This is a genomic window from Streptomyces sp. Root1310, from assembly GCF_001426425.1.
In the GTDB taxonomy this organism is placed as follows: domain Bacteria; phylum Actinomycetota; class Actinomycetes; order Streptomycetales; family Streptomycetaceae; genus Streptomyces.
Genome location: NZ_LMEQ01000001.1, coordinates 695950 through 719952, shown reverse-complemented (window position 1 = coordinate 719952; position 24003 = coordinate 695950). Strand labels below are relative to the sequence as shown.

Below are 24003 nucleotides of genomic sequence, written 5' to 3'. Positions count from 1 at the left end.
CCGCCTACGGGCGGGAGGGGGCCCTTTTCATTTCCGGCCGTCCGGCGCAGGGGCAGCGAAGTGTCCCTTGAGTCTGATTTGTGACTATTTATGGTCCGATCAGCATCCTGAACGTGCAGGAGCATGATGTGCTTTTCCCCTTACGTGCTGTGACTTCCGGCTGGTGCAATTGCAAGAGCCCGCTCACCTCAAGTCGGCCTGGACAGCGTGACCTTGAGGCGGCGGGCTCCCGACACACAGCCCTCGTTGACTGAGGTGATGCCGCATGTCCAAAAACCGTAGCGCCCTTGCACGCGATCCCCAAGAGCCCAAATCTCGATGGGCGATTCTGTTTGCAGGAGCCTCAGCTCTCGCGAACATCGCCCGTCTGATTCGTGAGTTCGTTCAGCACTGACATCGGCCCCTGACGCCTTTGGCGGCGGGAGCCAATTCATCCAGCATGGGTACCCTGCCCGCACTATTGGCGCTGTGATCTTCGACGTCGGCGAATGCCTGGTGATGAGACCCGGGAGTGCGGCACCTGGGCTGACTGGCTCGGCGTACCCCGGCACACCTTCGCCTCCATGTTCGGTGCCGTCATCGCGCAGGGACGCGACTACCGCGAAACCTTCCAGGAGTTCCAACCCGGGTTCGACCTCTACGAACAGCGGGAGACCCGGGCCGCGGCCGGCCAGCCGGAGACGTTCGGCTAGGAGGACCTGTACGCGGACGTCCGGCCGATGCTCACGCAGCTGAGGCCGGACGGGCTGTGGCTGGGCATTGCCGGGAATCAGAGGGTGCGCGCGGGCCGGATCCTCCGCGAGCTGTTCACCAACGATGTCGATCTGATCGGGACTTCGGACGGCTGGGGCGCCAGCAAGCCGGACATCGCCTTTTTCGACCGCGTCGCCGAGGTCGTCCCGTTCGACGTCGAAGAGATCCTCTACGTCGGTGACCGCGTCGACAACGACCTCTGCCCGGGCGCTGCCGCTGGGATGCGCACTGCGCTCACCCGGCGCGGCCCGTGGGCGACGATCCAGTGGAACGATCAGGAAGCGAAGGAGCTCCCCATCTTCCGGCTGGAGAGCCTCCTCGAACTGTCTGGGCTGATCGCCCGCTTCACCGGCTATACGGCTGGCCGACGACCGTCAGCGCCCTTGCCCGTTGTCCAGCTCGCGCACGCACGCCTCATGTTGGTGCGGCGCGAGCTGTCGGCGCACATCCCGGACCCGGTCCATGCTGGCCAGCGACCTGCTGCGTCGAATGCGCTACCTGGGGCGCCGATCATGGCCCGAGGTGGCAACTGCCGCTCTTGCAAGCAGGAGTCGGCGGTTCGAAACCGTCCGCGCCCACCAGGTGAGCGAAAGGGCCCCCGGAGAGATCCGGGGGCCCTTTCGCATGCCCTGGGTGCTGGTGCTGCTGGTGCTGCTGGTGCTGTGGGGGCCGCGGGTGGCTGTCGGGGCCCGGGCGTCCCGGGCGGGGACTAGCCGCCGTCCCCCGGCGGGGTCCCGTGGGTGTGCTTGAGGCTCATGCGGGCCGCCACCCGCTCCGGGGTCGCGACCTCCGCCCAGAAGCGGTGGCAGGTGACGAACACCGCGAGTTCGTGCTCCCGTCGGCGGAGCTTCTCCACCTCGGCCTGCTCGTCGGCCGTCCAGCCGGGGGACGCGGGTCGTTCGGTCTTGCGCCAGCCCGCGTCGTCGCTGAAGCCGTCCAGGGGCTCGACCGACCAGGGGAGCCGCTTCAGCAGGGCCGACAGCTCGGCCCTGACCTGATGCAGCTCCTCCTGACCGGCGCGCAGGTCGCTCGGAAAGTCATAGGTCGTAGCCACGCGGCAATGGTACGCCTGTTCGAATTTGGGAGGCGAGCTCCTTCGGGGTGTTCGTGTGAACGTACGTTCGATTGTGTCTCGGGTGTCTCGGGTGTCCGCCCGGCTCCGTTCGAGGACGCCGGGGTCCGGCCGGTCCGTGCCGGCCGGGTCGGCGTCGAGGCGGGTGGCCCCCAACTGCCTTCCGCCGTCGGCCCGGTGACGAGCGAGGCCTGGCGTGTCGGCCCGGTGAAGAGGGAGGCCTGGCGTGTCGCCCCGTTGTGCCGTGGCGTACCGGACCGGCCGCCGCCCAGGCGGTGGCGGGGTTCCCCGGCCGGCGCTCCACCGGCAGCCGGACGACCCTCACGGGCGACGGCGTGACCGTCGGCGAGGCGGGCGGGCCCCCGTGGGTGAGGACGCAGGTCGGGACGCGACGACGCACGAGGGGCCTCACTCGCCGCGGGGCGGGACCGCGCACGCCGGGGTGGCGCCGGGCAGGCGGTGGCGGTTGCGCGACACCCAGCGGTAGGCGACGCGGGCGCAGCCCCGGACGCCGGGCAGCCGGAGGACGGCGGAGAGCATGCGGTACGCGGCGGACGGCGAGGTGCCGAGCCAGCGGGCCAGCGCGTCGGCCCCGCCCGCGAGGACAGTGCCGCCGCGCAGCAACAACACCTCACGGTCCAGCCGTCCGAGATGCGGCGCGGTCGATTCCGCGGGCAGGAACTGCCACGGAACCGCTTCCAGGGCCGGTGCGGCGAGGCCGCGGATACGGTCGACGGACGCCTGGCAGAAGCCGCAGTCCCCGTCGTAGGCGAGTACCGGGGGCACGGAGCGCGGGCCGTGCTGAGCGGGGCTGATCACTGGTTTCCCTCCACTCCCCACTCACGGTGGGGGCACTGACTGGTTCCTCCCCGCAGCCTCGCACGGCGGCGGGCCGGCGCCGTTGTCGGACCCTGGTCCTAGGGTGACGGGCATGGATGAACGCGACGCGCGGCAGGTGCGGTTGGTGCCCTGGTCGGAGGGGGACCTCTGGCTGCTCCGGCGGGCCAACAGCCCCGCGATGACGGAGCATCTGGGCGGACCGGAGAGCGAGGAGAAACTCGCCGACCGGCATCGGCGCTATGTCGAGCTGCTCGCCGGGCGCATGTACCGGGTCACGCTGGCGGACACCGGGGAGACCGTCGGCTCGATCGGCTACTGGGAGCGCGAGTGGCGGGGCGAGCAGGTGTGGGAGACGGGCTGGGGGATCCTGCCCGAGTTCCAGGGCAGAGGGCTCGCCGCGACGGCGGCCCGGGCGCTCGTCGACGTCGTACGGCAGCAGGTCGGACACGGCGGGCACCCGGCCCTGCACGCCTTCCCCAAGGTGGAGCACGCCGCGTCCAACGGGGTGTGCCGCAAGGCCGGGTTCACGCTGCTCGGGCAGGCCGACCTCGAGTACCCGAAGGGCAATCCGATCAGATCCAACGACTGGTACGTCGACCTGCGCTCCGGGCCGGCCGCCGCTAGCGGATAGTGTCCGCCAACTCCCGTACCAGGCGCGTGGCCACCGGCACCGCGACCCCGTGCCGCTCGGCGGCGCGCAGCAGCCCCCCGCCGATCGCGTCGAGTTCGAGGGGCCGACCCGCCTCGGCGTCCCGCTGCATGGAGGACTTCGTGCCGGGGGCGAAGGAGTCGTAGCGGGCGAGTGCCTGGGCCGGGTCGGCGGGGGCGCCGCAGGCGCGGCTGACGGCGGCGGTCTCCTCGACCAGGGCGGTCAGATCCTCGCGGTAGCGGGTGCGGACCTCGCCCAGCGGCAGACCGTGCCGGGTGGTGAGCAGGGCGAAGGGCGCGAGGAAGGCCATCTTCGCCCACAGGGCGGCCGTCTCGTCCGGCAGGACGCGGACGGCCGGGCCGGCCGCCTCCAGCACCCGCGCGAGCGCGTCGAGGCGCGGTCGCGGCACGGCGTCGCCGGTCAGGTCGATCTCCGCGAAGCCGCTCCCGTGCTCGATCACGCCCGGCGCGACCCGGGTCGACTCGACCCGGACGACGGCCGGGGCGACCCGGTCCGGGCGGTACCGGGCGCGCAGGACCGCGGGGTGCTCGACGCCGTTCAGGAACGGCACGAGGAGGGTGTCCTCGCCGAGAGCCGGGGCGGGAACCCGGGCCAGGGCCGCGTCGAGGGCGGTGTGCTTGACGGTGATCAGCACCGCGTCGACGGGCGCGCGCAGCTCGGTGTCCGCCGCGACCCGGGCCGTGAAGTCGCCGAACGGGGAACTGTGGACGCGGATGCCGTCGGCGCGCAGGGCCGCCGCCGTCTCCTCGCGGGCCAGGCAGGTCACCCGGTGGCCGGCGCGGGACAGCAGGGCCGCGAGCAGGCCGCCCACCCCGCCGGGGCCGAGAACGGCGACGCTGAGTATGTCCTTCGTCATGTGCTGTTGTCCCTCTCGTCGGTCGGCCCCGCGGGTGCGGTGGCCGCCTCTGAGGTGATCATGGCACGAGGGCGGGGTGCCGGGGGAGACTGGGAGACATGTGCCGGAGCATCAAGACGCTGCGTCCCCCCGCCCTGCCCGAGAAGGCGACGGAGGACGATGTGCGCGCCGCAGCCCTTCAGTACGTCCGCAAGGTGTCCGGCTTCCGGGCACCGGCCGAGCACAACCGGGAGGTGTTCGAGCGAGCGGTCGAGGTCATCGCCGCGGCCACGGCGGAGCTGCTGGACGGGCTGGAGGTGCGCGGGGCCGGCCGGGGCGCGGCAGCGCGCACCCAGGGCACCTGACGCCCGTACCGCACGCGGGGCACCCGGCGCACTCAGCGCACGTACCGCCCACGGGGGCATGCAGCGCTCGCGGGGGCATGCAGCGCCCACGGGGGCATGCAGCGCTCGCGAGGGCATGCAGCGCACGGGCATGCCGTGCACGCAGGTATGCGGTGCACGCAGGGCTGGCGCGCCCGGGGCCCGGGCGGTGGCGCGCTACGCCGCCGGCTGCCGTCGCATGACGTACGCCGCGCCGGCCCCCGCGCCGAACAGCGCGAGCAGCGACACCCCCGTGGCCAGCCACGTCGTACCCAGCCAGTGCGCGCCGAAGTAGCCCAGGGCGGCGCTGTAGCCCGCCCAGGAGAGTCCGGCCAGGGCGGACCAGGGGAGGAACTCGCGGGGGCGGCGATGGGCGGCGCCCGCGATGAGGGAGACGACGGAGCGGCCGGCAGGGGCGAAACGGGCCAGCACGACCAGCGCGCCGCCACCGCGGGCCAGCGCCTCGCCGAGACGTTCCTGCGCGGTGGTCAGCCGCCGGGAGCGGGAGATCGCCCGGTCCAGGCGCTCACCGCCGCGCCAGGCCAGCCGGTAGGCCACCAGGTCGCCCAGCACCGAGGCGGTCGCGGCGGAGAGGATCAGAACCATGATGTCCGGTACGTCGTGCGGCACCTGACCGGTCGCCGCACCCGAGCCCGCGGCCGCGGCGGTGGCCGCCGTGATGACGAGCACCCCGCTGGGCAGCACCGGCAGGAACACGTCGAGGAGGACCGACAGGCCCACCACCGCGTAGATCCATGGGCTGCCGAGCAAGACCCCCACACTTTCGAACACCACTGACTCCCCGTGTCTCCCCCGTGACGGCCGACCGTGCCGCTGTGTCGCGGGGGAGCGGCAGGTGCGGCCAATGACAGCCATACAGCGTACGCCCGGGGTGTGACAGTAGATCCACGGGGGGCTCATGTGTTCGGTGCAGGACGTTCACCGCGTGTGTCCACCACGTGCTGATCCGCGGTCACCAGGGCGCCGTAAGGGCCCCGATGACCGCGGATCACGGTGTCGTCGGAACGAGGTCAGGCGGAAACCGTGGCCTTGCGTGCCGCGGGCTCCCGCTCGGTGGCCGCCGGGCGGCCGGCGAACAGGCGGTCGAGGCCGAGGGCGCCGGAGCCGGTGAACACCAGCAGCAGGAAGGCCCAGCAGAACATCGCGGAGGCCTCGCCGCCGTTCTGGATCGGCCACAGGGCGCTCGGCTGGTGCACGTCGAAGTAGGCGTACGCCATGGAGCCCGAGGCCAGGAACGCGGCGCCCCGGGTGCCGAGGCCGAGCAGTACCAGGCTGCCGCAGACCAGCTGGATCACGGCCGCGTACCAGCCGGGCCAGGTGCCGGCGTCGAGCGTGCCGCCGTCGGTGCCCGCGGCGCCGCCGAGGACGCCGAAGAGCGAGGCCGCGCCGTGGCAGGCGAAGAGCAGGCCTACGACGATGCGGAAGAGGCCGATCGCGTAGGGCTGTGCGGTGTTGAGGCGAGCGGACATGGTGGGGGGTGCTCCTTCGGTGTCGGTCGGGCCGGTCCCGGATGGGGGAAGGAACGGCCGGTGGGGGCGGTACCGAATGAGCGACACACGCTAGGCGCACCTAATCGATGCTTGCAAGTTCAACTTCTAGCCACGGTTCGGATGCCGTCCGGCCTTCCGCTCGCGGTTCCGTCCGTGGTTCCGTCCGGGGTCCCGCCTGGGGCTCTGTCCAGGGTTCGAGTTCCCTGACCGCGGTGCGCAGGGCGGCTCTCGCCACCGCGTCCGCGTCCGAGAACGTGACCGAATCCACCCCTGGGCGGGCGCCTGCCGCGGTGACCCAGTGCACGCCCTCCGTGGGTACCCCGAAGGCCAACCTCCTTGTGTGCGGCCGTCCTTGACGGTCTATCAGATGATACGGGCGCGGGGTCACATCCAGACCTCCGGTCACATAGCCGTCCACCGTGTGGGGACGGCACTGCCCGGTCTTCAGCAGCCGCGCCAGCAGGCCGTCGGCGGTGCGTCGCACATCCGGTTCCGGAAGCCGCGCCTCGACGAGGGTCGTCACCCGGACGGCCGACCCCGGCACCTCCGGCGCGTGCGCCCGCCAGGCCCCGGCCTCCTCCCGCACCTCCAGCCGGGGCCCGAGCACCTCCACCACCCCCGCCTCCACCAGAGCGGCCAGTTCCTCGACACGCCGGCGCGGCGGGCCGATGGACAGGAACGCGTTGAGCGGGGTGTACCAGCGGTCCAGGTGGTCCCGGCGGGAGGCACCGGTCAGACCGGCGTGGTCGACGATCAGCCGCAGCTCGTTGCGCAGGTCGCGCAGGACGTCCAGGGCCGCCTTCACGGGCCCGTCCACATTGCCCCGGGCGGCCTCCTCCGCGTCCCTGCGCAGATGGCCGAGCAGCCAGTCCCGCCACTGCCCCGGATGCGCGAACCGCCGTCCCGAGTACGGCCGGGAGATCCGGTCCCAGCTCCACCGGTCGGCCCGCGGTATCCCGAACCCGTCGAGCAGAACGCCCTCCCGGGCGTCGCGGTGCGGGACGGCCGAGAACTCCCGCACGAAACTCTCCGCGGAACCGGGCCGCGCGGGCTCCCGCAGCAGGGCCGCGTAGTAGACCGTCTCCACCTCCTTCGCCACCAACGGCCATATCTCGGCCAGGAAGTCGGGCGCCTCGCCGGAGTCCGCACGCTTGCGGAATCCCGCGATCACCTCCGGGGTCAGCACGAGCGGGCGGTGACGGCCGTACGGCCCCTTGGCGTTGTCGCCACGGGCCTGGTACGGGATGCCGCGCCGGGAGCCGGCGTACAGCTGCGGCTCGCGACCGGAGGGCAGATAGCGCAGGGCCGCACGCCCGGTGCCGGTGCCCGTACCGGTGCCGGTACCGGCGGGGGCGGGGACGAAGCGGCCGCCCCGGCCCGTGGTCAGCAGGGCCAGGTGGTCGAAGAAGTTCAGGCCGAGACCGCGCAGCAGCACCGGTTCGCCGGGGGCGAGCGCGGCGAGGTCGACGTCGGCCGGGTTGGCGGGCGGGACGTGCCGCAGGCCGTGCCGTCGGGCGTAGGAGGTGTGGCGTCGCTGGTCGGTGTCGGGGACCACCGGCAGATGCCCCTGGGCGAGGACGACGGCGGACAGGCCGAGCAGGATCCGGCCGTCGTCCAGCGTGAGGACCTGGCGGCCGTCGGCGGCGTCGTCGAGCCGGACCGCGCGGGCCGTGTGCGTCTCGACGCGCACCGACGGCGGGGCCTCGCGCACGGTCCGGGCGAACACCCACTCCAGATAGCGGCCGTAGTGCGCGCGGGTCGGGTACTCGTCCGGGCCCAGCTCGCCGGCCGCCCACGCGTGCAGACTCGGACCCGGGCGGATCGGGCCCGCGCAGTCCACGCTGTCGTCGGTGAACAGGGTCACCTGCGAGGCCACGGTGTTCATCAGCAGCTCCCGCGACTGCTCGGTGCGCCAGACGCGTCCCGGTCCCGGCGGGGCGGGGTCGACGACGTGGACGGTCAGCCGCGCCCCGGGCGGGAGGAGGTCGGGCGCGGAGGCGCAGAGGCGTTCCAGGACGCTGGTGCCGCGCGGCCCGGCGCCGACGAGGGCGACGGAAACGGTGACCGACGGTGTCGCGTTCGCGTTTGGTGCGGGCTCTGCGACGCCGGCTTGGTCTGCGTTCACTGAGGGCAAGAGGGTGACTCCCGGGCGTGTGGGGCGCGATGGAGCGGACCGTCCACGAGGCCGTGGTGGAAGCGGACGGTCCGCATCATCATGCCGTCGGCCGTCACGGAAGCCAACGCGGGCCCCGGGTGCCCCGGTTGTTCCGCCTCAGGGAGTCAGGTCGGACTCCCGCAGCGTCGCGAGCGACCCGTCGACCTGTGCCTGCTCCAGCCGCAGCCGGGCCGAACGCCCGCGCAGGGTGAGGAACATGAGCTGGTTGCCGAACCAGGGCCCGCCCTTCTTGCGCCAGCCGACGGGCGGCCGGGGGCAGTGCCCGTGCCGGCGCAGGCGGCGGCCGAGCGCCCGGGCCGCGGCGCTCCAGCCGAAGCGGAAGCCCACCCGGATCGAGCGGGGGACGGAGTTGTGCACGGGGGAGCAGGTGAGCTGGAGCACCCGCGCGTCGGGGTTGCCGCCCTCGTGCCAGTACGGCTCCGCCACATACGCGTGGTGCACGTCCCCGGAGAGCACGAGCACACTCGCCGGCGCCCCTGCCCCCGTGCCCGTCTCGGCGATCAGCTCCGCCAGCGCGGCGAAGGAATCGGGGAAGGCCGCCCAGTGCTCCAGGTCCGCCCCCCGCCGCACCTTCTCCCCGATGCGGGCCCAGCGCGCCCCGCGCTCGCCCCGGCACAGCGCCGCGTCCCACTCCTCGGCGTCGTGCACCAGATGCGGCAGCAGCCAGGGCAGCGAGGTGCCGATCAGGAGGTGGTCGTAGGAGCCGGGACCGTCGAGGGTCTGTTCGCGCAGCCAGGTCCACTCGCCCGGGTGGAGCATCGAGCGCCCGCCCTCGTCGAGGACCCGTGCCGCCCGGCTGTCGACCATCAGCAGCCGCACGCGCCCGAAGTCGCGCCGGTAGCTCCACCGCACGGACGCCGGGTCCGCGTCGGCACGGCAGGCGAAGGCGCGCAGTGCGTCGGTGCCGTCGGGGGCCTCGCGCACGGCGGCGTAGAGCGGGTCGGTGGCCAGCTCGGCCGGGGAGAGGTTCCCGAGGTGCTGGTGCACCCAGTACGACATCAGGCCGCTCAGCAGCCGCTCGCGCCACCAGGGGGTGCCCCGCATGTCGGCCAGCCAGGAGGCGGAGGTGTTCCAGTCGTCGATGACGTCATGGTCGTCGAAGACCATGCAGCTGGGCACGGTGGACAGCAGCCAGCGCACCTCGGGGTCGAGCCAGGACTCGTAGTAGAGCCAGGTGTACTCCTCGTAGTCCGCGACCTCGGCGCCCGGCGCGTCGGTGAGGCCGCGCCGGGCGGAGATCCGCTCCTTGGTCGCGTCGGAGACCTCGTCGGCGTAGACCTGGTCGCCGAGGAGCAGCAGTACGTCGGGCCGCTCGGCCGCCGGATCGGCGGCGAGCCGTGCCGCGAGGCTGTCCAGGGCGTCGGGTCCCACGGGGTCGTGCCCGCCGGCCGGGGGCGCCGCCCAGCGGCAGGAGCCGAACGCCACCCGGACCTCGTCGCCGTCACCGTCGGCGCCGATCGCGGCGGGGGTGCGGATCTCCGAGGGCGGGAAGCGGGAGTCCGGCAGCGGCCACACGCGGGTGCCGTCGAGGAACACCTCGTATCCCGTGGCCGTGCCCGCCGTCAGGCCCGTCACCTGGACCAGGGCGTAGTGGTGGCCCGCCACCTGGAAGGTGTGGGCGCTGCCGCCCGCACCGTCCGCGCAGCGCACCTCGGTGGCGCACGGTCGGCTCGCCTCGACCCATACGGTCGCCGTCGAGCCGTCGGCGTATCTCAGCACTGGTCCCAGCCGCAGTTCGGCCACGCGATCGCCCTCCTCCGTCGCCCCGTACGGTACGGAACGACGGAGGAGAGTGGGGAGTCCCTGCGGTCACGAGTCGATCAGCAGCTCGACAGGTAGCTGGTGAGCGCGCTCTTCTCGGCGGAGTCCACCGACAGGTCGTAGTAGTACTTCACCTGGACCCACGCGCGGACGTAGGTGCAGCGGTACGAGGTGACCGACGGCATCCACTCGGCCGGGTCCTGGTCGCCCTTGGACTGGTTCACGTTGTCCGTGACGGCGATGAGCTGCGGGCGCGTCAGGTCGTTGGCGAAGGCCTGGCGCTGGGCGGTGGTCCAGTTGCGGGCGCCGGAGTCCCAGGCCTCGGCGAGCGGGACCATGTGGTCGATGTCGACGTCGGCGGCGGCGGTCCAGGTGGCGCCGTCGTAGGGGGAGAACCAGCTGCCGCTGGTGGCGGCGCAGGCGGAGCTGGTGACGACGTTCGTACCGTCGCGCTTGAGGACCGTCTCCCGGGTGTTGCAGGTGCCGGAGATGGTGATCCAGTGCGGGAAGAGGTCACGGCTGTAGCCGGTGCGGACCTCGGTCGCCACGGTGAGCGAGGCGAGGTAGGTGCGGGCGGTCGCGGCGCTGACCGGGGTGGGGAGCGCGGCGGAGGCGGTCGGGGAGTTGAGCAGCCCGACCGAGGCTATGAGACCGGTGAGGGCGGCGAGTATGCTCAGCCGTCCACGCGCGTAGAACTTCGACATGCGAACTCCATGGGGGAGGCGGGGTGTTGGAGCGCGAGCGTGGGAATGCTCGCGGCCGCACGTTGCGGGGAGATGTGCGCCCGGTGAGAAGTTAGTGACGTGTGCATGACACGACAAGGTTTATGGCAGAACGATCTCGTACAATGGGGAACGCAGAAGGGGAGTAGCTCTTCGCCGGACCGTCGACATACTGCTCAGCTCGTCTGAGCCGGCGCCCGGAGGCGGACCCGTCACAGGGTCGGCCAGCGAGACCTTCGGCAAGCAGTGCACATCCGTGCCCCACGGCAGGGATGACATGTGTGCTGCCGTGCCGAGGTGTCTTCCTTTCTCAAGCGTCAGGACTCTCGGTGGGGCGGCCCCGACCGATTGAGGAACCTTGATCAGCATCACCGTGACGGCGCTCGTCTTCGGCGTCGTCTTCCTGGCCGAGCTGCCGGACAAGACCGCGCTCGCCGGCCTCGTCCTCGGCACCCGCTACCGCGCCTCGTACGTCTTCGCCGGGGTCGCCGCCGCCTTCGCGCTGCATGTCGCGCTGGCCGTCGCGGCGGGCAGCGTGCTGACCCTGCTCCCGCAGCAGCTCGTGCACGCGCTGACCGGTGTCCTGTTCCTGGGTGGCGCGGCGGTGCTGCTGCTGAAGAAGGACGAGGGTGAGGAGGAGGTCCGGCGGCCGGAGAACCAGTCCTTCTGGAAGGTGGCCGGCGCGGGCTTCATGCTGATCCTCGTCGCCGAGTTCGGTGATCTCACCCAGATCATGACGGCGAACCTCGCCGCCCGCTACGACGATCCGCTCTCCGTCGGACTGGGCGCGGTGCTGGCGCTGTGGGCGGTGGCCGGACTCGGCATCGTCGGCGGAAAGGCGCTGATGAAGCGGGTGCCGCTGAAGCTGATCACGCAGATCGCGGCGCTGCTGATGCTGGCGCTCGGGGTGTGGAGCCTGTGGGAGGCGATCGCCGGCTGAGGCCGGGGCCGAGCTGAACGGCGGGTGAACGCTCCCCGGCGCCTCGCGGCCGGGGTGGCGGTGGACCCGCATTGTTTTGTACCGTAGAGAAACAAAGTGGCTCCCGCTCGTTTTCCCTGACCGGCGGGCGGGGCCGCCTTGTTCTCTTCCTACCTGGAGCTGCTGATGCCGGTCCTGACCGCCCGCGCCCTCCTGCTCGACATGGACGGCACCCTCGTGAACTCGGACGCCGTCGTGGAACGGGTCTGGCGGCGCTGGGCCGACACGCACGGGCTCGACGGTGACGACGTCATGAAGGTCGTCCACGGCCGCCAGGGGTACGCCTCGATGGCCGTGCTGCTGCCCGGCCGGCCGGTGCACCTGAACCACGCGGACAACGCGCGGATGCTGGCGGAGGAGACCGCCGACATGGACGGCGTCGTGCCGGTGCCCGGCGCGCCGGAGTTCCTCGCCTCCCTGCGGGATGTCCCGCACGCGCTGGTCACCTCGGCGGACGTGCCGCTGTCGACGGCCCGGATGGCCGCGGCCGGACTGGCGCTCCCGGACCTGCGCGTCACCGCGGAGTCGGTGGGCGCGAGCAAGCCGGACCCCGAGGGCTTCCTCAAGGGCGCGGCCGAACTGGGGATCGCCCCGGCCGACTGCGTGGTCTTCGAGGACTCCGGCGCGGGCATCGCGGCCGGCCGGGCCGCCGGGATGCGGGTCGTGGGCGTGGGGCCGCGGGCCGCCGTGCACGGACCGGACGTGGTGGTCCGCGATCTGCGGCAGGTTCGGGTGGAAACGGGTGAGTCCGGGGTGCGGATCCACGTGGCGTGAGGCTGAGGCGCCGGGGGCTCTGGCCCCTGGGGTGGCCGCGGGTGTGTGCTGCCGTGGGTGTGTGCTGCCGTGGGTTCGGGATCCGGGATCGGGGTCCGGGATTCGGGGTCCGGAGGTCGCGGGCCGGGGATCCGGGGCTACGGCTCCGTCGTCTCCGACTCCAGGCGGGTCCGGGTCAGTGCCCCGTAGGTGCCCAGGCCGTCCTCCGTCGTGCCGCGGGACCACTGGTAGTTGCGCAGGGCGTCCTCGACCTCGCCGGAGAAGGTGCCGTCGGCCTCGCCGTTGTAGAGGAACAGCTGGTGCAGCCGCAGCTGGAGTTCGGTCACCTCGGCGCCCTTGTCGCCGCGCCGCAGGACGACCGCCTCGCCGGGGTCGTCCTCGTCGTCCGCCCCGTTGCCGGGCGCCAGGGAGCCGGTCACGCGGGCGGTCGGCGTGGCCTGTCCGGCGTCGGCCGACGGCGACGCCGAGGGTGAGGCGCTCGACTCCGACGCGGAGGGCGACGGGCTCTCGCTCTCGGAGGGCGACGCCGAGGCCTCGGAGGCCGACGGGGACGCGGAGCGACTCGGCGATGCCGAGGCCGAGGCGGCGCTGGTCGAGGCGTCCGGCACGGCCGCCCGCACGTCCTCGGGGGCGGCCCCGTCCCGCGTCGGCTTCTCGTAGGTGAACAGCCCGGAGGCGAAGCCGGCCGCCGCCACCACGGCCACGACGGCCGAGGTCGTCGCGATCAGCAGCGTGCGGCGGCGGCGCGGACGGTGCGGTTCCTCGTCGTCGGGGTGTACGGGGCCGACGTCCGCTGCCTCGAACAGGCTCAGGTCGGTCGTGCTGGGCTCGGAGGCGGACGAGGCCAGGGGAGTGGGCAGCGCCGCCGTCATGTCCGGCGCCCGCCCGGCGGGGTGCACGGCGCGCAGGGGCATCGTCGCGTCGGCCGGAACACCGGGAGCGCCGGGAGCGCCGGGGGTGAAGGGAGCGCCTGGGGTGCCGGGCGGGCCCGGGACGGTCGGGAGGGGCATGGTCACGTCGGCCGGGCCGGCGGAGCCGACGGGCCCGCCCTCGGCCTCACCGCCGAAGGCGCCGGCGGGCTCGCCGCCGCCCCCGTGCTCCGTCCCGAGCTCGACGTAGGGCCGTATCCGCAACGGATCGAAGTCCTCCGCGGCGGCCGCCTCGGTCGTGCGCGTGTCGCGCTGGGCCTCGGCGGCGCGCTGGGCGCAGGCACAGGACGGGGTGTTGTCGAGCGCGCGCAGCGCTCCGCACTCCGGGCACGGCAGCCCCTGCTGCCCCGGGTGCCCCTTGCGCCCCGTCGGATCGATCACGTGTTCGTCCCTCCCCATTCGAACTCCAGAGATTATGCAGATCCTTCACATGCCCCGCCGCCCGCGACCCCCGGAATGCCCCATTCCGTCAAGGCGCAAGAGGACTACAAGAGGCCATAACGGGTCACACCGATCACGATGGAGGGGGTCACCAGAGCCTCGGGAGGCATCCATGGTCTTGGACGCGCACAGCAGGGCGGCGGATCCGCGTGCGGAACACGTGTCCGGAAACGTTCTCGTCTCCATCGGCGCCCTCCTGCTCGGCATGCTGCTCGCCGCCCTGGACCAGACGATCGTGTCGACCGCCCTGCCCACGATCGTCAGCGAGCTCGGTGGTATGGAGCACCTGTCATGGGTGGTCACCGCCTACCTGCTGGCGTCGACGGCCGCGACCCCGCTGTGGGGAAAACTCGGTGACCAGTACGGGCGCAAGAGGCTGTTCCAGACCGCGATCGTCATCTTCCTGATCGGTTCGGCGCTGTGCGGAATGGCGCAAAACATGCCACAGCTGATCGCCTTCCGCGCCCTCCAGGGCCTGGGCGGCGGTGGCCTGATGGTGCTGTCGATGGCGATCGTCGGTGATCTCGTCCCGCCGCGCGACCGCGGCCGCTACCAGGGCCTGTTCGGCGCGGTGTTCGGCGCCACCAGCGTCCTCGGCCCACTGCTGGGCGGCCTGTTCACCGAGCATCTGAGCTGGCGCTGGGTGTTCTACATCAACCTGCCCGTCGGCGTCGTCGCGCTCGCCGTCATCGCGACCGTCCTGCGCATCCCGCGCAAGTCGACGAAGCACGTCATCGACTACCTCGGCACCTTCCTCATCGCCGCGGTCGCCACCTGCCTGGTCCTCGTGGCCTCGCTCGGCGGCACCACCTGGGACTGGGCCTCTCCGCAGATCGTCGGGCTGGCGGTGCTGGGCGTGCTCCTGGCCGTGGCGTTCGTGGCCGTCGAACGGCGGGCGGCCGAACCGGTGCTCCCCCTGAAACTGTTCCGCATCCGCACCTTCACCCTCTCCGCCGTGATCAGCTTCATCGTCGGCTTCGCGATGTTCGGCGCGATGACGTACCTGCCGACCTTCCTCCAGGTGGTGCAGGGCGTTTCCCCGACCCTGTCCGGTGTGCACATGCTGCCGATGGTGGCGGGCCTGCTGCTGGCGTCCACCGCCTCCGGGCAGATCGTCAGCCGCACCGGCCGCTGGAAGGTGTTCCCGGTCGCCGGCACCGGCGTCACCACCCTCGGCCTGCTCCTCCTGCACCGGCTCGACGAGCACAGCTCCACGGGCGCGATGAGCGCCTGCTTCTTCGTGTTCGGCCTCGGCCTCGGCCTGGTCATGCAGGTCCTGGTGCTGATCGTGCAGAACGCCGTCGGGTACGAGGACCTCGGCGTCGCCACCTCCGGCGCGACCTTCTTCCGCTCGATCGGCGCCTCCTTCGGCGTCGCGATCTTCGGCACGATCTTCTCGGGCCGCCTCGGAGACAAGCTCACGGATGCCTTCCGGGGCAAGCGACTCCCGTCAGGGGTCTCGGTGGACGGACTCGAATCCGATCCGCGCGGCATCGCCGAGCTGCCGTCGAGCCTGCGACCGCAGGCCCTGGACGCGTACGCGTCCGCCATCACCGACGTCTTCCTGTACGCCGCCCCCGTCGCCCTCGTCGGCTTCGTCCTGGCGTGGTTCCTCAGGGAGGACCCGCTGCGCGGCTCGGTCACCGCGCCCGACGTGACGGAGACCCTCGCCAGCAACCCGGTGGAACGGTCCTCGTACGACGAGGTGTGCCGGGCGCTGTCCGTGCTCGGCACCCGCGATGGCCGCCGCGAGATCTACCGGAAGATCACCGCGCTGGCCGGCCAGGACCTCCTTCCGGCGTCCAGCTGGCTGCTGCTGCGGATCAAGCGGTACGGCAGTGTCGAGCCGAGCGTGCTCTCCGAGGACACCACCGTCCCGCTGCCTGTGGTCATCGAGGCCGTGCGTCAGATCGAGGGGCGCGGACTCGCCGTACGCGAGGGGCTCGACATGATGCTGACCGACGAGGGGCGCGAGGTCGCCGACCGGCTCGCGCAGGTCCGCGAGGAGTCGCTGGCCGAGCTGCTCGGCGACTGGTGGGGCCCGGACCGGCCCACCGACCTGGTTCAGCTCGTCAAGGAGCTGAACAGCGAGCTGTGCGGCTCCGACCGTGAACAGCCGCACGGCGGCCGGGTGGTGCCCGACCACCGGCTCACCTGAGGGCCGGGCCGAGCGGCTTGCCGAACCAGTGCTCGGCGTACGGGTCCGCGTTGTGCGGCGCGGTCTCCGCGTAACCCAGCCGGGCGTACAGGGCACGGGCCTCGACGAGGTCGCCGCGGGTGTCGAGGATCATCCGGGTGGCGCCGAGCGCGCGGGCGGCGTCCTCGGCGGCCCGGACGAGGACCGCGGCGCCGCCCCGGCCGCGCAGCTCCGCCCGGACGAACACCCGGGTGAGCTCGGCGGTCTCCGCGTCCCGCAGCCGTACGCCCGCGCTGCCGGCCGGTTCACCGCCGTACCGTCCGACGAGCAACCGTCCGCCGGGCGGGGCGAGTTCGGCACCGGTGTGGGCGGCGATCTCCCGCTCAAGCTCGGCCGGGTCGGTCCTGCGCCCCTCGTGCAGCAGGTAGTAGCGGTCGCTGACCTCGGTGTAGTACGCCCGCCAGAGGGCGCGGGCGACCGGGGAGTCGAAGGGTTCGGCGGTGAGGGTCCAGGCCGGCGATGTGGTCATGCGGACATTGTCCGGAGGCGGCCCGGCCGCCCCGCAACCGAATATGTGTCGGCGCCCTCGTCCCGGTGGGCGCGCGGGGCGCCGCGGCACGCGGGCCGTTTGGGAGAGGCAGTCCGGGCAACCCGATGCGTGAACCGGCCCGTGGGGCCGACACATCGGAAGGCAAGGCATGTCCACAGGAGTGATCATCGCTCTGATCGTGATCGTGGCGGCCATCGTCGCCGTCGCGGCCGTTCTGGCCGTGCGGGCCCGCGGCTCGCACGGCGGACACGGTCTGAAGCGTCGCTTCGGGCCCGAGTACGACCGTGCCGTGGCCCGGCACGACGGGGACGTCAAGGCCGCCGAGCGCGAGCTCGACGCCCTCGTGGAGCGGCACGGCGGGCTGCGGGAGCGCCCGCTGGAGCCCGCGGAGCGGGAGAGGTTCGAGGCTTGCTGGACGGCCGCGCAGGAGCGGTTCGTCGACTCGCCCCAGCAGGCCGTCACCGAGGCCGACCGTCTGCTCGCCGAAGTGGCCGGCGCCCGGGGCTTCCCGGACGGCGACCAGTACGAGGAGCAGCTCGCCGCGCTGTCCGTCCACCACGCGCACCACGTCCAGGGCTACCGGCGCGTCCACGGGGTCGCCCGGGTACGCGCCAACGGCGTCGACACGCACGACGCGAGCACGACCGGCACCTCCGGCGCACCCGGCACCGAGGACATGCGGGCCGCCATGGTCGAGGCGCGCGCCCTCTTCGACGAGCTGGTCGGTGAGGCCGGTCACGACGCCGGCCGCCGTCGCACGCAGGAGCGCGTGAGCCAGAACGGCTCCCGCTCCGGACACCACCTGCCGCGAGGCTTCCACCGTCACCAGGCGAAGGAGGGCTGACCCCATGCCGGACCTGACACCGAACAAGACGCCGAACACGACGCCCGACAGCACGCGGGACACGACGCGGGACACGGGTGCGAACCCGGACGCGATACCGGCCGGGATCGCGGGCGGTACCGCGGAGAACCGCCGGACGGCGGCCGACCGGGCCCGCGCGGCGAAGCCCGCCGACACGGCACGGGCCGCCGACACCCTGCGGCCCGGTGAGACCGCACGGACCACAGACACCGCACGCACCGGGGACCCCGTACGCACCGGGGACCCTGTACGCACCGGGGATCCTGTACGCACCGGCGAGGCCGCCTCGCCGGGTGCGACCGCTCTGCCGGAGGAGACCGTCCTGCCGGGGGAGAGGGGACGGACGTCGGCGGAGCCGCGGGGTACGACAGCCGTGGGCGAGCCGACCCCGCTCGGCTCCGACATCGGCGCGGGCGAACCGGCGCGCGGCCGGGCGGCCGGCGCCGGCCGGGACGCGGGCCCGCTCAGCGCCTCCGGCGAAGGGGCGCAGCCCCGGCACCGGGACACGGGCGCGGTGGACACCGTCACGGGCCGTGAGCCGACGGCGGCCGCCGCCGGGCACCGCGGTCACGGCGAGTCCCTCCTGCCGGACGACGAGTGCGACCGGATCGCCTCCCGCATGCGGCACGCGGTCGTCGGGTTCGTCGACGGCCCGCGCGACGCCGTCGCGGAGGCCGACCAGGTGCTGGAGGAACTCGCCGCGCAGTTCACGGACGCCGTGGACCGCCGCCGCCGCACCCTGCGCGGTTCCTGGCAGTCGGGGTCGGAGGGCGGCAAGGACCGCTCCGCGACGGCCGCGACGGCCACCGACACCGAGCAGCTCCGGCTGGCGCTGCGCGACTACCGCGAACTGACCGAGCGGCTGCTACACCTCTGAGCCCTCGGCCCCTTCGGCCCCAGCGGCCGACCCGCCTGCCGCCGCCCGGCGCTCCCGCCACTCCCGTACGACCGCTTCGACGTCGTACGGCTTCATACCCAGCGGGGGGCCGGGCGGCGGCTTGAACATCATGTCGCGCACCTTGACGTTGACGTCCGTGACGATCTTCCGGACGAGGCGTTCCGAGGGCGCCGCGTAGGCCGCCGCGAGCGCGTCCTCCGCCTCCTTGCGCAGGGCGAGCGTCGGCGGCAGGACGGAGAGGCCCTCACGGGCCATCTTGCTCTTGATCCACCAGAGTTCGTCGTACGTGGTGTCCTCACCCGCCGGCAACGGCTTTCCCGCTCCCGCCAGTTGGGCGAACTCACCGCGCCGCTCCGCGTCACGGATCTGCTTGTCGACCCAGGACTCGAACGGGACACCCGGTGGCTTTCGCTCGGTCATGCGTCCATTGTGCCGGACGTGATGGGGCCGGGCGATTTATCATGCGGCCGCTGTACAAGCACACTTAGGACCCAGCACGCCGACAGGCATGTCAAAGACATTTCAAGGGGAGCGCACGTGCTCGAACTCACCATGGCCACCGTCTCCGGGACGGAAGAGGGCGCCACGGCCGGCATGCTGATGGCCGATTCGCCCAGCGACCCGGGTGCCGTGCTCCGGGTGGGCCGGGACAAATCCGTGTGCCGCCTCGCGACCCCCGACGACTGGCTGTTCGTCTCGCGGGTGCACCTGGAGTTCCTGTGCGGACCCGAGGGCACCTGGCAGGTCTCGTGGCTGCGCGGGTCGCAGGACGAGCCGTCCTCCGAGGTGCGGCTGGTGAGCGGCGGGTACGCGCAGCCGCTCGCCTACGGCGGGACCATGCCGCTGGCGCGCGGCGGCTCCGGCGAGATCATCGTCCTCGACCGCACCGGGCCGCGCAGCGTCAATGTGGGCTTCTATCACGAGGCGTGACAATTTCGGGGGGATGGCGGTGCGACGGCCGGGGCCGGGGCCCTGTCCGCAGGCGGGCGCTAGGCCAGCACGCGCGCCAGGGCGAAGCCGTCGTAGCCCTTCGCCCCCACCGTCTGCACGGCCGTGCCGCTCAGCCTCGGGTGCGAGCCGATCAGTTCGATCGCGGCGCGGGTGCCGACCACGTCTCCCGCGTCGCTGTCCGCGTCCACGACCCGTCCGCCCCGTACGACGTTGTCGACGACGATCAGGCTTCCCACGCTCGTGAGCTTCAGCGCCCACTCCAGGTAGTGGGCGTTGTTGACCTTGTCGGCGTCGATGAAGACGAGGTCGAACGGCGGCGGGTTCTCGTCGGCCAGCAGCGGCAGCGACTCCAGGGCCGGCCCGACCCGCACCTCGACCAGCTTGTCCAGGCCCGCGCGGGCGATGTTGCGGGTGGCGACCTCCGCGTGCCGGGGGCTGTACTCCAGCGAGATCAGCCGGCCGTCGGCCGGGAGCGCGCGGGCCAGCCAGATCGTGCTGTAACCGCCGAGCGTGCCGATCTCCAGGACCGTCCGGGCCCCCTGGATCTCGGCGAGCAGCTGGAGCAGTTTGCCCTGGTTGGCCGTGACGTTGACGGGTGGCAGCTCCGCGGCCTCGCTGTCGCGCAGCGCGGCCGCCGTCACCTCGTCGTCCGGGGCGAGATGGTCGGTGAAGTAGGCGTCGACGGCGTCCCAGGCCTGCGACTCGCTCATGCGCTCTGCCTCTCGTGTACCTGACATATCCGGCGGTATGTCTCGTCAGGAATGCTAAGTCGAGCCCCACGGATCCCCGGCCGGGGCTTTCAGCCGTTCGGCGCAGGGGGCGCGGCGGGAGGCGCGAAAGAGGCGGAGGGCGCCGTGCGCGGCGCCGGCGGTGTGCCGGGCGTGGGCGGGGGCGGAGCGGGACGTGCGGAGGGCAAGGGCGGCGTCCGGGGAGGCACGGGCGGCTTCGGCGGAACGGACACGGGGGGACGGACGGGAGGGGCCGGAGGGGCGACAGGTGCCGGAGGGGCGGGAGGGGCGGGAGGGGCAGGAGGAGCAGCGGGGGCGGGCGGCCCCGCCGCCGTCGGCCCCGGCACCGTGCCAGGTCCTCCTGCCGTCGTAGCCGTCGTAGCCGTCGTAGCTGGTACTGGTACTGGTACCGGCATCGGTGCCGTGCCCGTGCCGGTGGTGGCGGTGGCGGTCGGGTGGAAGCCCGAGGCATGGCGGGGGCGGGGCAGGGTCACCCGGCGGGCCCGGCCCCAGCGGACTCCCAGTACGACCGCGACGGTGTTCAGGACGGCCAGTCCGCCGACGACCGTCAGCAGCCACACCGGGATCCCGGCGAGCGCGAGCAGCCGGTCCTCGTAGATCACCTGCCGGTACGCCGCGTCCGTCGCCGCCCGGCGCAGCTCATGGTCCCCGGAGATCTCCGAAGGCCGCGGGAACTCCTGGGCGACGGCCGTCAGGAACGGTGTGCCCTTCGCCAGCTCGGCCAGCGGTCCCGTGGTCTTCCCGACGGGCCCGGCGAACGTCACCCGGGGCCGTTCGCCGCCGATCCGCGAGGCCGGTTCCATGCGGTGCGCGGCGAGGACGTACAGGCCGAGCGATTGCGGGGTGGCCGCCAGCCGGGACAGCCGCATCGGGTAGACGAGGGTGTCGGCGGCGAAGGTGAGGTGCAGCGGTTCGAGCTCGCCGCGCAGCGCGGTCCCGCTGCTCTCGGGGGTCAGCCGGACCGCGACGTACTCCCAGCGCCGGTCGACGTACGGCCGGAGCGCGCTCTCGAGGCGACCCGGAAGGGTGAAGTCGTTGGCGCGCAGCCAGTCGTCGAGGTCCCCCGGATCGGTGGCGGTCAGCCGGGCCACGTCGAACGGGCCGAGCCGCTCGCGGCCGATCACGCTGACGCCGGGCCTCGCCCCGGGCGGCGGCGGGCCCGCCGTGGCGCCGCCCGCGGTCAGCGGCCAGTCGCCGTCCTGCGGCCAGAAGTGGTGGCGGGAGCGGTGCACGGGGGCGGTGGCCGCGGCCAGCTGGTCGAACAGCTCCGGTGCGCCGAGTCCGACCGTCGCCCGGTGCGGCACGGGCATGATCCAGGCGGCCCGGTCGGCGTCCCCGTCGACCGTCAGCCGCATCACGATCTGTTCCTGCGCGCCGTCCCAGCGCACGACGGAGACCTCGCGGCCGACCACGACCTGCCGCTGGTCGCCCGGGAGCAGCGCACCGCAGCCGCAGGCGTAGGCCGGTGCGACGAGCGAACCGAGCTGGATCGCCAGCAGAGCCAGCAGCACGGCCGTGATCCGCCCGCGTAACCGTTTCCGCCACGCCTGCCGTTCCCGCAGGAAACCGCCCATGCCTCGTATCCCCTCCAGCACTCCGCGTACCCGCCCGCGCGCATTGCGGTGGCAACGACGGTACGGCTGAAGCCCCTGTTCCGTTCGCGGCCTTATCCAATTCCCGCCCCCCCGGCGGCCCGCTGACGGTCCCGCTCCCGACCCGTATCCGGACCCGGTTCCCCTCTCGTGTCCCGTCCCGTGTCACGGCACGTGGAAACGGCGGGCCCCCGGGACCACTATCGTCTTCCGGACAAAAGGAGAGCGGACGTCAGGTGAAGCAGCGGTGGCCTGCGTCTGTGTCCGGGGGCGGTGCGAGGCTCATAGGGTGCGAGAGGAAACTTCGCGCACGGGACGTGGGACGGACGCGGCGGGAGGCCGACGAGGCGTGGCGAATGCGGAGCACAGCGGGCGGCGGACGGAGGCCTTCGGGGCGACGGCGGTCGACACGGCGAGGACGCGGCTGCGCGTGGCCCGCCTCGGCCTCTGGCTGCTGGCGGCGGTCCTCGCCGTACGCCAGGTGGCCGTCGTCCTCGGCAACCCGCGCGGAGAACGGCTGACGGACCTGGAGACCTGGGTCGGACCCGACGGCGTGCTGCACGTCAACGGCTCGCTCTACGACTCCACCCGCTTCACGGGCACCCCGTTCGGCGGGCTCGTCCTCAAGCCCCTCACCCGGGCGGCCGAACAGGCCCTGGGCTGGGGCTGGACCTTCGGCACCCTGCTGCTGGTCGCCGCCCTCGGCCTGGTCGTGGCGCGTGCCCTGCCCCAGCCGGTCCACAGACGGACGGCACTGCTGGCCGCGCCCGTCACGATCAGCCTGCTGATGCTGTCGCTGCCGGTGCGCAACACCCTCTGGCTCGGCCAGACGAGCATCATCCCGGTGCTGCTGGTCCTGCTCGGCTGCTTCGTCGTCCGGGACTGGCGGGCGGCCGGCGTCCTGATCGGTCTGGCGGCGGCCCTCCAGCCCACGGTCCTGCTCTTCGCCGCACTGCTGTGGTTCACCGGCCGCCGCCGCGCCGCGGCCGTCACCGGCGCCTCCTTCGCCGCGGGCACCGCGCTCGCCTGGGCGGCGATGCCGCACGACTCGTACACCTACTGGGTGCACCACATGGCGGGTGTCGGACTCGGCGGCGAGGCCGACGCGCTCGCCAACCAGTCCCTGCACGGCGCCCTGCTCCGCCTCGGCCTCTCCGGCCCGCCGGAGATCGGCTTGTTCCTGTCGCTCGGCGCGGTCGTCGCCGCGCTGGGCGTCCGCCGGGCGGTCCGCTACGCCCGAGACGGTCAGCTGCTGCTGGCCGTGGCCCTCACGGGCTGCGCGGCGATCGTCGTCTCGCCGACGACCTGGCAGCACCAGCTGCTGTGGGTGCTGCTGGCGGTGGTCGGCCGGGTCGGCAAGCGCGCCTCCGACCGCTATGTGTGGCCGGTGGCGGTGATCCTGGTGATGACCCTCCCGGCGAAGATGATGCTGCCGAACATGGCGGTCCTGTACCCCCTGCGCGACAACGCGGTGCTGCTGGCGGCCGTCGCGGCGGCCACGGTCGTCCCGTTCCTGTCGCGGACGTCCCCGTACTACCGTGCGCCCATCCCCACGGAGTACGCGCGGCCCGTTCCCACGCGCTGGAAGCGTGTACCGCTGCTGCCCTTCCTGAAGCGGGTCCTGACCCGCCCGAACCTCCTCCTCGAACTGCTGCTGATCCGCGTGACGTACGCGGCGTACCAGCGGGTCCGGCTGGGCGCGACGGGCGGCACCAACACCGGCGGACGGGCCCGTGCGGAGGCCCACGGCCGCCAGATCCTCGACATCGAGCGGTTCCTGCACATCGACATCGAGCACTGGGCCAACCATGCCGTGGTGAAGGTCGGGTGGCTGCGGGACTTCTTCGACTTCTATTACGAGTCCTTCCACTTCGTGGTGCCCCTGTCGGTCCTCGCCCTCCTGTACTGGCGCCGCCCGGTCGACTACCGCTGGGCCCGCGCCTCCCTGGGTTTCGCGACCCTGCTGGCCCTGGTCGGCTTCTGGCTCTACCCGCTCGCCCCGCCCCGCCTGATGCCGGACCTGGGCGTCATCGACACGGTCCACGGCGTCCAGGACTTCTCCAAGCCGGACTACGGGACGCTGACGGCGCTGACGAACCAGTACGCGGCGATGCCGTCCCTGCACTTCGGCTGGTCCCTGTGGTGCGGGCTGGTCATCGCGATCGTCGCCCCGAAGTGGTGGATGAAGGCGCTGGGCCTGCTGCACCCGTTCTTCACGGTGTCGGCGATCGTCGCTACCGGCAACCACTGGGTGCTGGACGCGGTCGGCGGCGCGCTGGTGGTGGGCGGCGGCTTCGGCCTGTCGTACCTGTTCATGGGTCCGCGGGCACGGTTCGCGACGGCGACGGCGGTCGCGGCGGCCGAACCGGCACGGGCCGAGAAGGAGCCGTCACCGCGCTGATCGCCCAGCAGCCG

At 72.9% G+C, this 24003-nt stretch carries 22 protein-coding genes and 1 pseudogene; 10 read left to right on the top strand and 13 right to left on the bottom strand.

The window, feature by feature from the left end; all coding sequences use genetic code 11:
- Window positions 1–468: 468 nt before the first annotated feature.
- Window positions 469–1100, top strand: a pseudogene (locus ASD48_RS43080) (HAD-IA family hydrolase); the annotation flags it as partial.
- A 362-nt stretch (window positions 1101–1462) separates the two neighbouring features.
- Here ASD48_RS43080 and ASD48_RS03280 read toward each other — a convergent pair.
- Entirely contained in the window at window positions 1463–1807 is a 345-nt protein-coding gene (locus tag ASD48_RS03280) for a hypothetical protein (protein ID WP_057599820.1), read from the bottom strand.
- Window positions 1808–2233: 426 nt separating this feature from the next.
- Window positions 2234–2644 carry a DUF393 domain-containing protein gene (locus ASD48_RS03275; RefSeq protein ID WP_057599819.1) on the bottom strand — a complete coding sequence of 137 codons (411 nt, stop codon included), beginning with the start codon at window positions 2642–2644 and terminating at the stop codon, window positions 2234–2236.
- Window positions 2645–2756: 112 nt separating this feature from the next.
- On the opposite strand from ASD48_RS03275, the gene ASD48_RS03270 reads away from it, so the two are divergent.
- Window positions 2757–3296 carry a GNAT family N-acetyltransferase gene (locus ASD48_RS03270; RefSeq protein WP_057599818.1) on the top strand — a complete coding sequence of 180 codons (540 nt, stop codon included), beginning with the start codon at window positions 2757–2759 and terminating at the stop codon, window positions 3294–3296.
- On the opposite strand, the gene ASD48_RS03265 is transcribed toward ASD48_RS03270, so the two are convergent.
- Window positions 3286–4191: a 2-dehydropantoate 2-reductase gene (locus ASD48_RS03265; protein ID WP_057599817.1), complete on the bottom strand. Its 906-nt coding sequence runs from the start codon at window positions 4189–4191 to the stop codon at window positions 3286–3288. The genes ASD48_RS03270 and ASD48_RS03265 overlap by 11 nt on opposite strands.
- A gap of 98 nt (window positions 4192–4289) precedes the next feature.
- Between ASD48_RS03265 and ASD48_RS03260 the strand changes: the two genes are divergently transcribed.
- Window positions 4290–4535, top strand: coding sequence for a DUF2277 domain-containing protein (locus ASD48_RS03260; protein WP_057599816.1), 246 nt, complete (start codon window positions 4290–4292; stop codon window positions 4533–4535).
- Between the two features lie 195 nt (window positions 4536–4730).
- On the opposite strand, the gene ASD48_RS03255 is transcribed toward ASD48_RS03260, so the two are convergent.
- The 5 genes from ASD48_RS03255 to ASD48_RS03235 form a co-directional block, all read right to left on the bottom strand.
- Window positions 4731–5345 carry a VTT domain-containing protein gene (locus tag ASD48_RS03255; protein ID WP_057599815.1) on the bottom strand — a complete coding sequence of 205 codons (615 nt, stop codon included), beginning with the start codon at window positions 5343–5345 and terminating at the stop codon, window positions 4731–4733.
- Between the two features lie 239 nt (window positions 5346–5584).
- Window positions 5585–6043, bottom strand: coding sequence for a DoxX family protein (locus ASD48_RS03250; protein ID WP_057599814.1), 459 nt, complete (start codon window positions 6041–6043; stop codon window positions 5585–5587).
- Between the two features lie 100 nt (window positions 6044–6143).
- A complete protein-coding gene (locus ASD48_RS03245) occupies window positions 6144–8189 on the bottom strand; it encodes an FAD/NAD(P)-binding protein (RefSeq protein WP_057599813.1) in 2046 nt (681 codons plus the stop codon).
- Window positions 8190–8336: 147 nt separating this feature from the next.
- Window positions 8337–9983 carry an alkaline phosphatase D family protein gene (locus ASD48_RS03240; RefSeq protein ID WP_057599812.1) on the bottom strand — a complete coding sequence of 549 codons (1647 nt, stop codon included), beginning with the start codon at window positions 9981–9983 and terminating at the stop codon, window positions 8337–8339.
- A gap of 77 nt (window positions 9984–10060) precedes the next feature.
- Window positions 10061–10705 (bottom strand): HNH endonuclease family protein, encoded by a 645-nt coding sequence (locus tag ASD48_RS03235; RefSeq protein WP_054238089.1) that lies wholly within the window; start codon window positions 10703–10705, stop codon window positions 10061–10063.
- A 376-nt stretch (window positions 10706–11081) separates the two neighbouring features.
- Between ASD48_RS03235 and ASD48_RS03230 the strand changes: the two genes are divergently transcribed.
- Both ASD48_RS03230 and ASD48_RS03225 read left to right on the top strand, forming a co-directional pair.
- On the top strand, window positions 11082–11663 hold the full coding sequence (locus ASD48_RS03230; protein ID WP_020126884.1) for a TMEM165/GDT1 family protein: 582 nt from the start codon (window positions 11082–11084) through the stop codon (window positions 11661–11663).
- A 165-nt stretch (window positions 11664–11828) separates the two neighbouring features.
- On the top strand, window positions 11829–12476 hold the full coding sequence (locus ASD48_RS03225) for an HAD-IA family hydrolase (protein ID WP_057600974.1): 648 nt from the start codon (window positions 11829–11831) through the stop codon (window positions 12474–12476).
- 137 nt (window positions 12477–12613) lie between these two features.
- Here ASD48_RS03225 and ASD48_RS03220 read toward each other — a convergent pair whose 3' ends face one another.
- Window positions 12614–13786, bottom strand: coding sequence for a peptidoglycan-binding domain-containing protein (locus ASD48_RS03220; RefSeq protein WP_242432488.1), 1173 nt, complete (start codon window positions 13784–13786; stop codon window positions 12614–12616).
- Window positions 13787–13958: 172 nt separating this feature from the next.
- Between ASD48_RS03220 and ASD48_RS03215 the strand changes: the two genes are divergently transcribed.
- Entirely contained in the window at window positions 13959–16004 is a 2046-nt protein-coding gene (locus ASD48_RS03215) for an MFS transporter (RefSeq protein ID WP_057599810.1), read from the top strand.
- Here ASD48_RS03215 and ASD48_RS03210 read toward each other — a convergent pair.
- Entirely contained in the window at window positions 15997–16512 is a 516-nt protein-coding gene (locus tag ASD48_RS03210; RefSeq protein WP_057599809.1) for a GNAT family N-acetyltransferase, read from the bottom strand. The two genes, ASD48_RS03215 and ASD48_RS03210, sit on opposite strands and share 8 nt — an antisense overlap.
- A gap of 169 nt (window positions 16513–16681) precedes the next feature.
- Here ASD48_RS03210 and ASD48_RS03205 point away from each other — a divergent pair, with 169 nt between their 5' ends.
- Window positions 16682–17377, top strand: a complete 696-nt coding sequence (locus tag ASD48_RS03205) for a hypothetical protein (RefSeq protein WP_057599808.1) — start codon at window positions 16682–16684, stop codon at window positions 17375–17377.
- A 4-nt stretch (window positions 17378–17381) separates the two neighbouring features.
- The gene (locus ASD48_RS46125; protein ID WP_348983205.1) at window positions 17382–18275 is read left to right on the top strand and encodes a hypothetical protein; all 894 of its coding nucleotides are present in this window, start codon (window positions 17382–17384) and stop codon (window positions 18273–18275) included.
- Here ASD48_RS46125 and ASD48_RS03195 read toward each other — a convergent pair.
- Window positions 18264–18716 carry a DUF1992 domain-containing protein gene (locus ASD48_RS03195; protein WP_057599807.1) on the bottom strand — a complete coding sequence of 151 codons (453 nt, stop codon included), beginning with the start codon at window positions 18714–18716 and terminating at the stop codon, window positions 18264–18266. The two genes, ASD48_RS46125 and ASD48_RS03195, sit on opposite strands and share 12 nt — an antisense overlap.
- 117 nt (window positions 18717–18833) lie before the next feature.
- Between ASD48_RS03195 and ASD48_RS03190 the strand changes: the two genes are divergently transcribed.
- Complete coding sequence (locus ASD48_RS03190) at window positions 18834–19226, top strand: hypothetical protein (protein ID WP_057599806.1); 393 nt, start codon at window positions 18834–18836, stop codon at window positions 19224–19226.
- A gap of 59 nt (window positions 19227–19285) precedes the next feature.
- On the opposite strand, the gene ASD48_RS03185 is transcribed toward ASD48_RS03190, so the two are convergent.
- Window positions 19286–19957, bottom strand: coding sequence for an O-methyltransferase (locus ASD48_RS03185; protein WP_057599805.1), 672 nt, complete (start codon window positions 19955–19957; stop codon window positions 19286–19288).
- Window positions 19958–20046: 89 nt separating this feature from the next.
- Window positions 20047–21570, bottom strand: a complete 1524-nt coding sequence (locus ASD48_RS03180; protein WP_057599804.1) for a DUF2330 domain-containing protein — start codon at window positions 21568–21570, stop codon at window positions 20047–20049.
- A gap of 367 nt (window positions 21571–21937) precedes the next feature.
- Between ASD48_RS03180 and ASD48_RS03175 the strand changes: the two genes are divergently transcribed.
- Complete coding sequence (locus ASD48_RS03175) at window positions 21938–23989, top strand: bifunctional glycosyltransferase 87/phosphatase PAP2 family protein (RefSeq protein ID WP_057599803.1); 2052 nt, start codon at window positions 21938–21940, stop codon at window positions 23987–23989.
- Window positions 23990–24003: the final 14 nt, after the last annotated feature.

Coding starts and splice junctions, on each gene's coding strand:
- ASD48_RS03205 (WP_057599808.1), top strand. CDS start 16,682: ATGTCCACAGGAGTGATCATCGCTCTGATCGTGATCGTGGCGGCCATC.
- ASD48_RS03195 (WP_057599807.1), bottom strand. CDS start 18,716: ATGACCGAGCGAAAGCCACCGGGTGTCCCGTTCGAGTCCTGGGTCGAC.
- ASD48_RS03215 (WP_057599810.1), top strand. CDS start 13,959: ATGGTCTTGGACGCGCACAGCAGGGCGGCGGATCCGCGTGCGGAACAC.
- ASD48_RS03210 (WP_057599809.1), bottom strand. CDS start 16,512: ATGACCACATCGCCGGCCTGGACCCTCACCGCCGAACCCTTCGACTCC.
- ASD48_RS03180 (WP_057599804.1), bottom strand. CDS start 21,570: ATGGGCGGTTTCCTGCGGGAACGGCAGGCGTGGCGGAAACGGTTACGC.
- ASD48_RS03270 (WP_057599818.1), top strand. CDS start 2,757: ATGGATGAACGCGACGCGCGGCAGGTGCGGTTGGTGCCCTGGTCGGAG.
- ASD48_RS03250 (WP_057599814.1), bottom strand. CDS start 6,043: ATGTCCGCTCGCCTCAACACCGCACAGCCCTACGCGATCGGCCTCTTC.
- ASD48_RS03265 (WP_057599817.1), bottom strand. CDS start 4,191: ATGACGAAGGACATACTCAGCGTCGCCGTTCTCGGCCCCGGCGGGGTG.
- ASD48_RS03225 (WP_057600974.1), top strand. CDS start 11,829: ATGCCGGTCCTGACCGCCCGCGCCCTCCTGCTCGACATGGACGGCACC.
- ASD48_RS03235 (WP_054238089.1), bottom strand. CDS start 10,705: ATGTCGAAGTTCTACGCGCGTGGACGGCTGAGCATACTCGCCGCCCTC.
- ASD48_RS03185 (WP_057599805.1), bottom strand. CDS start 19,957: ATGAGCGAGTCGCAGGCCTGGGACGCCGTCGACGCCTACTTCACCGAC.
- ASD48_RS03260 (WP_057599816.1), top strand. CDS start 4,290: ATGTGCCGGAGCATCAAGACGCTGCGTCCCCCCGCCCTGCCCGAGAAG.
- ASD48_RS46125 (WP_348983205.1), top strand. CDS start 17,382: ATGCCGGACCTGACACCGAACAAGACGCCGAACACGACGCCCGACAGC.